Here is a 12,076-nt window from a genome sequence, read left to right on the forward strand (position 1 = left end):
TATTTTTCTAGGTTAAGCTAGAAAGAGCACACGGAGGATGCCTAGGCACTAGGAGCCGAAGAAGGACGTGGCGAACGACGAAATGCCTCGGGGAGCCGTAAGCAGGCTTTGATCCGGGGATGTCCGAATGGGGGAACCCAGCTGTGGTAATGCGCAGTTATCTCCATCTGAATACATAGGATGGTTGAAGGCAGACCCAGGGAACTGAAACATCTAAGTACCTGGAGGAAAAGAAAACAAAAGTGATTCCGTCAGTAGCGGCGAGCGAAAGCGGAATAGCCCAAACCAAGGAGCTTGCTCCTTGGGGTTGTAGGACCTCATCATGGGGTTAGTTTGGTAGGCGAAGTGATCTGGAAAGGTCCGGCATAGAAGGTAAAAGCCCTGTAGCCAAAATCAAACGAATCTCCTAGAGGTATCCTGAGTACGGCGGGTCACGTGAAACCCCGTCGGAATCCGGTAGGACCATCTGCCAAGGCTAAATACTCCCTAGTGACCGATAGTGAAGCAGTACCGTGAGGGAAAGGTGAAAAGCACCGCGGAAGCGGAGTGAAAAAGAACCTGAAACCGTGTGCTTACAAAAAGTCAGAGCACTCTTTATGTGTGATGGCGTGCCTTTTGTAGAATGAACCGGCGAGTTACGTTCCCGTGCGAGGTTAAGTCGAAAAGACGGAGCCGCAGCGAAAGCGAGTCTGAATAGGGCGCTTTAGTACGTGGACGTAGACCCGAAACCGTGTGATCTACCCCTGTCCAGGGTGAAGGTGAGGTAACACTCACTGGAGGCCCGAACCCACGAATGTTGAAAAATTCGGGGATGAGGTGGGGGTAGCGGAGAAATTCCAATCGAACTCGGAGATAGCTGGTTCTCCCCGAAATAGCTTTAGGGCTAGCCTCGGATGTGGAGTTGTGGAGGTAAAGCACTGATTGGGTGCGGGGCCCGCCAAGGGTTACCAAGTCCAGTCAAACTCTGAATGCCACAAACTTAAATCCGGGAGTCAGACAGTGAGTGCTAAGATCCATTGTCAAAAGGGAAACAGCCCAGACCATCAGCTAAGGTCCCCAAGTGTGTGTTAAGTGGGAAAGGATGTGGAGTTGCACAGACAACCAGGATGTTGGCTTAGAAGCAGCCACCATTGAAAGAGTGCGTAATAGCTCACTGGTCGAGTGACTCTGCGCCGAAAATGTAACGGGGCTAAACACGCCACCGAAGCTATGGCTTGCACGTTTGTGCATGGGTAGGGGAGCGTTGTATGTACGTTGAATTCTGACCGTAAGGACAGGTGGAGCGCATACAAGTGAGAATGCCGGTATAAGTAACGAAAAGATCAGTGAGAATCTGATCCGCCGAAAACCTAAGGGTTCCTGAGGAAGGCTCGTCCGCTCAGGGTAAGTCGGGACCTAAGGCGAGGCCGAAAGGCGTAGTCGATGGACAACAGGTGGAAATTCCTGTACCACCGTAGCCGTTATGAGCAATGGAGTGACGCAGAAGGATAGTGACGCGAGCTGATGGATGCTCGTCCAAGCAGTGAGGCTGGTTAGTAGGCAAATCCGCTAACCGTAAGGCTGGGCTGTGATGGGGAGGGAAACTTTAAGTACCGAAGGTCATGATTTCACACTGCCAAGAAAAGCTTCTAGCCAGGCGAAGGTGCCCGTACCGCAAACCGACACAGGTGGGTGAGAAGAGAATTCTAAGGCGCGCGGAAGAACTCTCGTTAAGGAACTCGGCAAAATGACCCCGTAACTTCGGGAGAAGGGGTGCCTCGGTAGGGTGAATAGCCCGAGGGGGCCGCAGTGAAAAGGCCCAAGCGACTGTTTAGCAAAAACACAGGTCTGTGCGAAGCCGCAAGGCGAAGTATACGGGCTGACGCCTGCCCGGTGCTGGAAGGTTAAGAGGAGTGGTTAGGAGCAATCCGAAGCTATGAATTGAAGCCCCAGTAAACGGCGGCCGTAACTATAACGGTCCTAAGGTAGCGAAATTCCTTGTCAGGTAAATTCTGACCCGCACGAATGGCGTAACGACTTGGGCGCTGTCTCAACGAGAGATCCGGTGAAATTTTAATACCTGTGAAGATGCAGGTTACCCGCGACAAGACGGAAAGACCCCATGGAGCTTTACTGCAGCTTGATATTGGACTTTGGTACGATCTGTACAGGATAGGTGGGAGCCTTTGAAGCCTGAGCGCCAGCTTGGGTGGAGGCGCCGTTGGGATACCACCCTGATCGTATCGGAGTTCTAACCTGGTACCGTGATCCGGTATGGGGACAGTGTCAGGTGGGCAGTTTGACTGGGGCGGTCGCCTCCTAAAATGTAACGGAGGCGTTTAAAGGTTCCCTCAGAATGGTTGGAAATCATTCGCAGAGTGCAAAGGCATAAGGGAGCTTGACTGCGAGACCTACAAGTCGAGCAGGGACGAAAGTCGGACTTAGTGATCCGGTGGTACCGAATGGAAGGGCCATCGCTCAACGGATAAAAGCTACCCTGGGGATAACAGGCTTATCTCCCCCAAGAGTCCACATCGACGGGGAGGTTTGGCACCTCGATGTCGGCTCATCGCATCCTGGGGCTGAAGTAGGTCCCAAGGGTTGGGCTGTTCGCCCATTAAAGCGGTACGCGAGCTGGGTTCAGAACGTCGTGAGACAGTTCGGTCCCTATCTGTCGCGGGCGTAGGAAATTTGAGAGGAGCTGTCCTTAGTACGAGAGGACCGGGATGGACGTACCGCTGGTGTACCAGTTGTCTCGCCAGAGGCACCGCTGGGTAGCTATGTACGGAGGGGATAAGCGCTGAAAGCATCTAAGCGCGAAGCCCCCCTCAAGATGAGATTTCCCAGTATGTAAGACCCCTTGTAGACGACGAGGTTGATAGGTTCGAGGTGGAAGTGCAGCAATGCATGCAGCTGACGAATACTAATCGGTCGAGGGCTTAACCAAAACCAGCTGACTAAGCAGTTAGTCGCTACGTCTAACGTAGATGACAAATATTCTTTACGCAAGTTTCGTATCTAGTTTTCAAGGCGCAAACCACGCTTTGACTGTTTGGTGATGATGGCGGAGGGGACCCACGCGTTCCCATCTCGAACACGACCGTTAAGCCCTCCAGCGTCGATGGTACTTGAACCGCAGGGTTCTGGGAGAGTAGAACGTTGCCAAGCAGTACCCCTTTGGGGTGTTTTAAATAATGACGCGGGGTGGAGCAGCTCGGTAGCTCGTCGGGCTCATAACCCGAAGGCCGCAGGTTCAAATCCTGCCCCCGCAACCAATTATTATGAGTCATTAGCTCAGTTGGTAGAGCACCTGACTTTTAATCAGGGTGTCGTAGGTTCGAATCCTACATGACTCACCATTTGCCTTATTTACAGCATGCGCGTATGGCGGAATTGGCAGACGCACTAGACTTAGGATCTAGCGGGCGACCGTGGGGGTTCAAGTCCCTCTACGCGCATACCTAGCAAAAAGGATTAAGTATCACTAACTTAATCCTTTTTGCCTTTTGTGCGTTCTTTTGTAGATAAGTGAACAAAATTGCTAGTATTCGCCTCGTCGATTGGAAGTAATGAAGCCTCCTTCTCATTTACAATAAAGTCATATCCACAAAGGAGGTTAAGGCATATGATACAAGTCACAAGGTTTGTATTGACGCAGGAGATGGTCGAGCAGTTTTATCGAGAAGGGTTCTTTTATGCTCGAGGCTTTCTTACAAAAGAAATGGTTGATGCGATCAATGAAGAGAATGCTGCCTTTGCTAACGAAAAAGGGACAGGCGAATGGAAAAGTAAAGCCATCATCGATATTGCCGCGGAGCAGGAACTATATCCTGAGACCACGAGGTTTTTGACGAGTCCGGATATTGTAAGCTTTTTAGAGCAAATTCTAGGGGATCAAGTCAAACTGTGGATGGGGATGTACGCGGTCGTAGCTCCCCACGGCAATGGTTTGGAGTGGCATCAAGATAATCAGTACACACATATTCTGGGTCATATGCTCAATGGTTTTATTGCCCTTGATGATATCAGTCAAGAGAACGCAGGCTTGTGGCTGGCCCCGGGATCACATTTACTCGGGCGGCAGCCCAATATCAATACAGAGCCTGGCCATAAGCGCGCTGCAGAGCCGGAGAATGGTGTACCTTGTCCACCATTAGCCCCAGGCGATGCTGTGTTCTTCCATCGTGAGACGCTGCACCACAGCAAGAAGAATCACACGGATAAGCCTAGACGCGCCTATGCCTTCCAAGTCGCGGCGGCAAGCTGCCGGTACGCCCAGTCGGGCAAACGGCTTGAGGACCGTGTCCTTTTGTCCGGATACGTCAAAGGATAAAGTCATCTTTTAATCAACCTTAGCTGTGATACTGGATGATGTTGCTGCCTGTCTGCGGTATACGCTTGGTGTCATCCCCCGATGTTCTTTGAATACTTTGTTGAAGTAGCTAGGGGTGCTGAAACCGCAGGCGAGGGCAATATCTGTAATGGATTCATGCGTGTGCATCAGCATATGAGCTGCATACTGAAGCCGAAGTCGAATGACAAATTCATTAGGAGAAGAGCCTGTCAATTCTCTGAATTTGGTATAGAACCAGGTCTTCTTCAGGTCTGACCTATGGATAAGCAAATCTACGTCCACTTCTTCTGACCAGTGGGTGATGAGATGCTCTATGGCTGCTATGACGCCGGATAGGGAGGGAGCCGCGAACGATTGCTCTAACGAATGGTAGTACCTTTGAATTTGGACAAGGATTTGAATGAACAACGTCATCTGCTGGAGCTGCCAGCCTGGCTGATCTTGCTTCTGCTCCTGCAAGGCCTCCGTAGCAAGCCGTATGATCGATTGTGCGTATGGCGATGCTGCGGGGATTACCTGGGACGTGTTCATCGTATAAAAAGGGACTAGCAAGCTGTATCCGCCCGGAATGAAAGCAACGTAATCGGGTGAGAAGAGAAGCATGATCCAACGGCTTGGTTTCCCTTCCTCCCGGGTCAAGTTCCAGTGCGGTTCGAACGGGCGCAGCAAAAGGATATCGCCAGGATCGGCATAATACCACTCGTCGCCAATCGGATATTTCATTGTACTATCAAGGGCTATACTGACCTCCAAAGCGGCATGCATATGAAATTCATGCTCCGTGTATACCGCCAGCTTTTCTTCGAAGATGATCCCTTGTGCAACCTTGACGTTCTGATCAAAAAAAGATGCTTCCACATATTCCCTCCTCTCGGTGATGGAAAACTACAGGTAAAAACTGGCGAAAAATAATTAAACATTTTATTTGCTTTTTGTAAAGAATCCTGTTATATTACTACTTGTCGCTTTTAAAGAAGCGGCATGAAACACCTACTTGCGGAAGTGGCTCAGCGGTAGAGCATCGCCTTGCCAAGGCGAGGGTCGCGGGTTCGATCCCCGTCTTCCGCTCCATATTTTAAGCGCCCTTAGCTCAGCTGGATAGAGTATTTGACTACGAATCAAAAGGTCGGGAGTTCGAATCTCTCAGGGCGCGCCATTTTTACATTTAACATACATAGCAGTATCGGGACGTAGCTCAGCTTGGTAGAGCACCTGCTTTGGGAGCAGGGGGTCGCATGTTCAAATCGTGTCGTCCCGATCAAACAAAAAGAAGTATAATCGATCAGTAGATAGACTGGGAGATTATGCTTCTTTTTATGTTTTCTGTGTTATCGTTGCGTGGAAGCAGCCATATCATTGGCTAAGGAAACAAGCTTACTAAGCGTTTTCCAATTGCGCACGGTAGCAGGAACATCAAGCTTCGGCAGGTTATTGGCAAGCTTGGATTTTAGAATGCTGTGTCGGTACAGCAGATAGATTTCTCTTCCTTTTGCTCGCAGCTGGTCATCCTCGGTTTGGAACACCTCAAGACGTGCTAAGCTTTCTTTGGACGGCTCTTTAGGCAGGAAGGCTACGTAAAGGCTTTCGGCATCGGACATAGACTCCGCTTCGGAGATTTCGTCGGCCGTGTACGGGCAATTGGCGGCTATGAGATTCAGTTCCTCCGCAGTTCTCAAAATCACGGCTAAAGAGATATGAAAGACGCGGTCAATCTCACTCTCGATCAGCTGGCGCAGCGATTCTTCATCCGCATCCGATTCGAACAATACATTGCCGCTCTGAATATAGGTCTGAACACGAAGCAGCCCGATTTGCTCCAATGTTTTTCGAAGCTCAGCCATTTTGATGATATTTTTCCCACCCACATTAATGCCACGCAATAACGCGATATAGATCGCCATCCCATTCACTTCTCTCTTTTAATATACATGAAATATACATCAAAATATCCATCAGCGCCATTCCCTTAATATCCATACTTTACCATGGAAAAAGTGTAGTTACATACTACATCATGGAAGGTAGTGACATCATGTGTCGAAAGTCCCATCCAGTTTGCGAAGTGGCGCCCTATTTGCTTTGACACAAATCGACGAATGTCTCTCGCGTAAACACTCATAACGTGTGAAATTATAACTTTTCTAGTAAAAAAATATTAAAATTATGGAAAAAATTATTTATAATAGAGGAGATTCTCCTTAACAAGAAGAACTAGTACTAATTAAAATGTCGGGGCAGTCTACTTGAGAAGAATAAGAGGTAACATCTATGCAGAATTCATTGTTTTTCAAGAATGTGATAAATTCTGATTCCATCTTCGAATCGATCGGCCAATTGAATGATATTGCCAAAAAATCAATAGGCTGTGAACATATCTCTCTTTTTCTAATGGATGAGAAACATCAGATTACCCCAGCTTCTTATTCCGTAAATATTAGTACAGCAGTCATGGAGCAGTTAAAGTACATAGTCCTTCACACACAATTTTTTTCCCAAATGCCAGAAGGTTCCCGTTTGTCGGTGTATGAGGCAGATGGAATGCTTCGCGATCACCTTCTAAAATCCAGATACGAATGTATTTATGGATTCCACATAAAGCACGGCCCTTCGTACGGTGCCCTACTATTCTCATTTCCTTCGGATATTCAGTTGAAAGACGATCAATTGCAGTTATGCAATCTCATCAAATTACATATGGAGCAGTTGATTAAAAAGATTCAATTCCGCAAGCAAGTGCTTAAGCAGCAGGCTTACGAAAGTCTCTTTAACACATTAAGAGTGAAAGACAGTTTTACAGTTGATCATTGCTATAATGTTGCTTTCTATTCTACGCTGCTTGGCGCGAAGGCCGGCGTCAGCGAAACCGAGTTGGAAACTTTGAAGCTGGGCGCTTTGCTTCACGATGTAGGGAAATTAGCTATTCCCGATCATATTCTCATGAAGCCCGGCCGTTTAACGGACGAAGAGTTTAATGTCATCCGCCAACATCCTGTGATTGGGTTTGAATTGCTGAAGGAACTGCAGGATGTGGAACATCTATTGCCTATGGTCAGGTGGCATCACGAGCGGATGGATGGACGGGGGTACCCGGATCAATTGAGCGGATCGGACATCCCTTATCTCGTACGGATTGTAAGTATCGCCGATGCGTTCGACGCGATGACATCCACGAGAGTTTACCGGAACTCGCTTCACGTTCATGAAGTAAGAGAGCAGCTGCTTACTCATGCGGGCAAACAATTTGACGAGAAATTGGTACGGATCTTCTTAAGCATCATCGATGAGCAAATGCAAATGAATGGTTAGTGGACTCAAAACTATTATCGTAATGAAAGATGGGATAAATGAATGAGCGGTCGTATTCTTATCATCGATGATGAACCTCATAACTTAAATATACTGCGTATATTTTTGAATTCGTTACATTATGAAATTTTTACCGTTGAAGATGGTACAGAAGCGCAGGCGATGGTCAAAGAAGTGATGCCTGATCTGATTTTGCTCGATGTGATGATGCCGGAAATTACAGGGTTTGAAATATGTAAAAGCTTGATTTCGGAACCTGATTTTGACACACCCATTATTTTCTTATCGGCCAATGCGCAGAAAGAAGACATTTTACAGGGATTGCGCCTAGGAGCGGTTGATTATTTAACAAAGCCTTTTGATTTGGATGTGCTGGAACGGAAAGTTGAGATCGCCCTTCATCAAAAAGCCAAGATTAAGAACTTGAAGAAAGACAATAAACAACTGGCCAAATTGGTCTACGTAGACGCATTAACCGGTCTATATAATCGAGCTTATTTAGATATTACGATCCGGATGATCAGTGAGGGAACTAAGAAATTCCAGGCTGCTATGATGGTGGATATGGACTATTTTAAAGATATTAACGATAATTTCGGCCATTTGGTTGGCGATCAAGTATTGCGGGAAGTTGCTGCAATCATACAGTCTAAGGTTTCAAGCGATCACGATTTAGCGTTTCGTTATGGCGGGGATGAATATTTGGTTCTGCTCCATAATGAAGCGAATTGTGTTGAAATAGCCAATAGCATCATTAAGGATGTAGATAGTTTAAAAGTTAGCTTGGCACCTAATAAGATGCAAGAGTTTTCTGTAAGTATTGGATTAACCAATAATTTCGATCCGACCTGTTTTGAGCAAATTATTACACAAGCGGATGCCGCACTACTCGGAGCCAAAAACAGTGGAAGACATCAAATAAAGATTCGTTAGACAAAGGAGAATGAGGAAAGCATGGTCATGGAGCTTATGAGTTTTCAGAAATTGTTTCAAATGACAAAAGTTATCAATTCACAGTTTGAGCTGTCGGAAATTTTGCAGGTTTTCGTAGATGCGATCGCCGGCGAGATTACGCAAGCAGATTTGGTTGGTTTTTTCCTGAAGCAGCCCGATGGTACGTTCAAAGGATATAAAGGCAATAAATTACCTGTTGATATCACGGAATTGTTAATTGATCCGAAAGAGGATGAATTTGTAAGAGATATTTTACGAAATCAATCCAGTGACTACATTTCTGATACAAGTATAGATTTGCGTTTGGATCAGTCCAAAAGACAGTTGCTGAAAATTAAATCCATCCTCGGTATCCCGGTCATCGTCGATAATGAGGTGTTTGGTCTAGTCTTCGTTCATGATTTCGGTAAACCAATGAATATTACGCCAGAGCAAATGGAAGTCACGGAAGCCTTTGTTAATATGGCCAGTGTAGCCATTCGCAATATCCGGATGTTTGAGCAGCGTCAACTGCTTATGGAAAAGCAGCAGCTTCTTCTTGATGCGACGAAAGCATTGTCCGAATCGTTATCTGTCAAAGATGTACTGAACACGTTTTTCTACTACATGCGCAAAGCAAGCGGATCGAAGGATATCGGAATTCATTTATACAATGAAAAAGAACATACGATTGAGCCTTATCAGTTGTCCTCAGAGAATGTGACGATGGATGAATGGAAGGTGAAACATCGCGAGGTCAAATTAACGATCGAAAACGATCGGCTGTTGTATGAAGTCATCACGGAGAAAAAAGCGGCAGCCATCGAGGATGTTTATGCAGATCCACGGCCTAATCATAAAGCGTTCGTTTCTTTTGACATCAAAAGTATCATGGTATTCCCGTTGGTAGCCAAAGGCTCGGTATACGGCGTCGTGGCGATCCCGTCGATCGGGAAGCAGCGCAAGTATGAAGCCAGCATTCTGGAGTTCTGCCAATCTATCTCGGATGCGACGGCAACGGCATTATCCAATGCGCAGCATACCGAAACACTGGACCATTCCGTGCACGAGCGCTCCATAGAGCTGCAGCAAGCTAACTTCAAGTTAGAGGGTCTTGTGCGGGAATTGGAGCATTTGAACGAGCTCAAAAGCGATTTCATTGCGACACTCTCGCATGAGCTGCGTACACCGATTACAGCGGTTAAAGGATCTGTAGATATCCTTGGAAAAGGCATTCTTGGCGATCTCAACGATTCGCAGAAGGACTTGCTGGATATTGCAGCTAAGTCCATCGACCGATTGCTTGATCAAGTGAATGAACTGCTCGATTTTGCCAAAATGGAAAATGGGAAGTTTGAGCTCCTTTATACCGAAGCGGATTTCAATGAAATTGTTAAGGAATCGGTCCATATCGTACAGTCACTAATTAATAAAAAGAAATTGATTCTGGTCGTTGAAACCGAAGTGGATAAGGATACCGTCGTCCGAGTTGATAAACAACGCATTCTGCAAATTCTGCTTAATTTACTTTCCAATGCGATCAAATTTACGCCTCCACTGGGTGTAATTACGATAAAAACGAAATTCGAGGATAGCTTGCTCACGGTTGAGGTGCAGGATAACGGGATCGGGATTCCTTTTGAAAAGCAGAAAAATATCTTTACCAAGTTCTATCAGGCGAATAATCAAATCAATGGGACAGGCCTTGGTCTTGCGATTTCCAAACAACTGATCGAGCTGCACGGCGGCCGTATTTGGTTCGAAAGCAGTGAAGGCCAAGGTTCGGCATTTAAATTTACATTACCTATTGGAAAGGAGTAACGAAGATGCGGGCGATTGAAGTAGGATTGAGATTTCTTGTGCAGCAAGGAGTAAAGTATGTATTCGGTATTCCGGCGGGTTCGATCAATGCTATTTATGATGCCCTGCTGGATATCCCAGAGCTTAAACCGATAGTAGCCAAACATGAGAACAGCTCCGGTTATATGGCGGGTTCTTATACGAGAATTACCGGTATTCCATCACTATGCGTAGCTTCCAGCGGCCCAGGAGCGACGAATCTGGTAACGCCGGCTGCGAATGCTTGGAAACAGAAACTGCCCGTTATTTTCATAACGGGCTCGGTTCCATCGACGAAGCTGGGCAAGGGGGGCGCGCAAGAGTTGTATGCGGAGCCGATCTTTGCTTCTATCACGAAGATGAGCCGGACGGTACTGGATCCACATGAACTGCCGGAGATTCTGGCAGAAGCTTATCATACAGCGATTAGCGGTGTGCCGGGTCCAGTTCATCTGGCGATTCCGATCGACATCCAAATGAAGGATATCGGCGAAAGAGAACTTCCGGTGCTGCCTGCCGTGGAGCAGCCCGTTATAGATTTGGCGGCTGCCAAAGCTGCTGCACAGCGAATAAAGGCCGCAGGCTCCAAGGGAGCTATTTTGCTCGGAAATGGAGCAAAAACAGCATCGGACAGCATTATGCAATTTGCTGAAACGCTGGGTTGGGGCGTTGCGACCACACCTCGCGGTAAGGGAGCGTTCCCTGAGAATCACCCGCTGTCCCTAGGGGGATATGGCCTTTCGGCTAACTGGAAGGCAAGCGAGTATTTGAATGGCGGCAACCACGAAGTGCTGCTGATCATTGGGTCAAGCCTTGGCGAGCTGGCGACAAGCAACTGGGAGCCGCGTTTGGTTGCAGGCCGTGAGCTGATTCACATCGATTATGACGCTAATGAGCTAGGGAAAGTGTATGAGACGCATTACCCGGTACATGGCGAAATCAAGTTGGTTATCGCGGAGCTGCTTGAACAGCTGTCCGCAGACGGACAGAAGGATGAAGCAGCTGTCAGCGATGCTTTCGCTGGTTTGGCAGAGGCTGCAGCAGCAGCCGAGCCTGGCGAGGAAAAATGGAATACACGCTCAGCCATCCGCGGACTAAGTGCTGCAGCACCGAAAGATGCACGCTTCTTCCTGGATATCGGGGAATTCATGACCTACTCGATTCAAAATGTGTTGATCGAAAGCGGCCAAGCATTCGATATCGACATTAATTTCGGAGGCATGGGCTCCGGACTTGGCGGAGTTATCGGCGCTCAACTAGCAGAGCCGAGCAGGCCAACGATTTGCATAACAGGCGACGGCTGCTTCTTCATGCATGGTATGGAAGTACTGACAGCGAAAGAGTATCAGCTTCCGATTCTTTTTGTCGTCATCAATAATGCCCGCTTGGGTATGGTTTATCATGGACACATGCTGCAGTACAAACGCTGCCTCGATGATTTCTCACAAGAGCGCGTAAGTATCGCAGGAATTGCGAGATCCCTTGGACTGCGCCATGCTGAGATTACATCGCTGTATCAATTGCAGAGTGAACATGTGAGTGAATGGCTATCCCATGGGGAGCCGGTTGTTGTAGAGGTGATCGTGGACGGGAACGAAATTCCTCCTATGGGGGAGAGAGTGAAGTTTCTGCAAGGAGCAACCTATTAATTGGAGTTGCTGATTG

The 12,076-nt window shown here is 47.4% G+C and carries 7 protein-coding genes, 6 tRNA genes and 2 rRNA genes; 13 read left to right on the forward strand and 2 right to left on the reverse strand.

Annotation, left to right across the window (positions count from 1 at the left end):
* Window positions 1–10: 10 nt before the first annotated feature.
* The 6 genes from ACKTT9_RS03605 to ACKTT9_RS03630 all read left to right on the forward strand — a co-directional run bounded on the left by ACKTT9_RS03605 (window position 11) and on the right by ACKTT9_RS03630 (window position 4,312).
* Window positions 11–2,926: ribosomal RNA gene (locus ACKTT9_RS03605) — 23S ribosomal RNA — on the forward strand.
* Window positions 2,927–3,030: 104 nt separating this feature from the next.
* A 5S ribosomal RNA gene (rrf, locus tag ACKTT9_RS03610) occupies window positions 3,031–3,147 on the forward strand.
* A gap of 30 nt (window positions 3,148–3,177) precedes the next feature.
* Window positions 3,178–3,254: transfer RNA gene (locus ACKTT9_RS03615), tRNA-Met, on the forward strand.
* A gap of 8 nt (window positions 3,255–3,262) precedes the next feature.
* Window positions 3,263–3,338: transfer RNA gene (locus tag ACKTT9_RS03620), tRNA-Lys, on the forward strand.
* Between the two features lie 19 nt (window positions 3,339–3,357).
* A tRNA-Leu gene (locus tag ACKTT9_RS03625) sits at window positions 3,358–3,437 on the forward strand.
* Window positions 3,438–3,604: 167 nt separating this feature from the next.
* A complete protein-coding gene (locus tag ACKTT9_RS03630) occupies window positions 3,605–4,312 on the forward strand; it encodes a phytanoyl-CoA dioxygenase family protein (RefSeq protein WP_407870514.1) in 708 nt (235 codons plus the stop codon).
* A gap of 9 nt (window positions 4,313–4,321) precedes the next feature.
* On the opposite strand, the gene ACKTT9_RS03635 is transcribed toward ACKTT9_RS03630, so the two are convergent.
* Entirely contained in the window at window positions 4,322–5,191 is an 870-nt protein-coding gene (locus ACKTT9_RS03635; protein WP_407870515.1) for a helix-turn-helix domain-containing protein, read from the reverse strand.
* Window positions 5,192–5,329: 138 nt separating this feature from the next.
* On the opposite strand from ACKTT9_RS03635, the gene ACKTT9_RS03640 reads away from it, so the two are divergent.
* From ACKTT9_RS03640 to ACKTT9_RS03650, 3 genes are all read left to right on the forward strand, one after another.
* A tRNA-Gly gene (locus ACKTT9_RS03640) sits at window positions 5,330–5,404 on the forward strand.
* A gap of 8 nt (window positions 5,405–5,412) precedes the next feature.
* Window positions 5,413–5,489 (forward strand) — tRNA-Arg (locus ACKTT9_RS03645).
* Window positions 5,490–5,517: 28 nt separating this feature from the next.
* Window positions 5,518–5,591, forward strand: a tRNA-Pro gene (locus ACKTT9_RS03650).
* A 70-nt stretch (window positions 5,592–5,661) separates the two neighbouring features.
* Here ACKTT9_RS03650 and ACKTT9_RS03655 read toward each other — a convergent pair.
* Window positions 5,662–6,234 carry a DUF1697 domain-containing protein gene (locus tag ACKTT9_RS03655; RefSeq protein ID WP_407870516.1) on the reverse strand — a complete coding sequence of 191 codons (573 nt, stop codon included), beginning with the start codon at window positions 6,232–6,234 and terminating at the stop codon, window positions 5,662–5,664.
* 367 nt (window positions 6,235–6,601) lie between these two features.
* Here ACKTT9_RS03655 and ACKTT9_RS03660 point away from each other — a divergent pair, with 367 nt between their 5' ends.
* The 4 genes from ACKTT9_RS03660 to ACKTT9_RS03675 are packed head-to-tail and all read left to right on the forward strand — an operon-like array spanning window position 6,602 to window position 12,060.
* Window positions 6,602–7,639 (forward strand): HD-GYP domain-containing protein, encoded by a 1,038-nt coding sequence (locus ACKTT9_RS03660; protein ID WP_407870517.1) that lies wholly within the window; start codon window positions 6,602–6,604, stop codon window positions 7,637–7,639.
* Between the two features lie 42 nt (window positions 7,640–7,681).
* Window positions 7,682–8,572 carry a diguanylate cyclase gene (locus tag ACKTT9_RS03665; protein ID WP_157319448.1) on the forward strand — a complete coding sequence of 297 codons (891 nt, stop codon included), beginning with the start codon at window positions 7,682–7,684 and terminating at the stop codon, window positions 8,570–8,572.
* A 21-nt stretch (window positions 8,573–8,593) separates the two neighbouring features.
* The gene (locus ACKTT9_RS03670; RefSeq protein WP_127458589.1) at window positions 8,594–10,393 is read left to right on the forward strand and encodes an ATP-binding protein; all 1,800 of its coding nucleotides are present in this window, start codon (window positions 8,594–8,596) and stop codon (window positions 10,391–10,393) included.
* 5 nt (window positions 10,394–10,398) lie between these two features.
* Window positions 10,399–12,060, forward strand: a complete 1,662-nt coding sequence (locus ACKTT9_RS03675) for a thiamine pyrophosphate-binding protein (RefSeq protein WP_407870518.1) — start codon at window positions 10,399–10,401, stop codon at window positions 12,058–12,060.
* The last annotated feature ends 16 nt before the right edge of the window (window positions 12,061–12,076 follow it).

The sequence above is a fragment of the Paenibacillus sp. P36 genome, from assembly GCF_045866505.1.
In the GTDB taxonomy this organism is placed as follows: Bacteria; Bacillota; Bacilli; order Paenibacillales; family NBRC-103111; genus Paenibacillus_E; species Paenibacillus_E chondroitinus.

Bases quoted from the DNA above. Each gene is read 5' to 3' on its own strand.
- ACKTT9_RS03630 (WP_407870514.1), top strand. From the start codon at position 3,605: ATGATACAAGTCACAAGGTTTGTATTGACGCAGGAGATGGTCGAGCAG.
- ACKTT9_RS03655 (WP_407870516.1), bottom strand. From the start codon at position 6,234: ATGGCGATCTATATCGCGTTATTGCGTGGCATTAATGTGGGTGGGAAA.
- ACKTT9_RS03675 (WP_407870518.1), top strand. From the start codon at position 10,399: ATGCGGGCGATTGAAGTAGGATTGAGATTTCTTGTGCAGCAAGGAGTA.
- ACKTT9_RS03665 (WP_157319448.1), top strand. From the start codon at position 7,682: ATGAGCGGTCGTATTCTTATCATCGATGATGAACCTCATAACTTAAAT.
- ACKTT9_RS03660 (WP_407870517.1), top strand. From the start codon at position 6,602: ATGCAGAATTCATTGTTTTTCAAGAATGTGATAAATTCTGATTCCATC.
- ACKTT9_RS03670 (WP_127458589.1), top strand. From the start codon at position 8,594: ATGGTCATGGAGCTTATGAGTTTTCAGAAATTGTTTCAAATGACAAAA.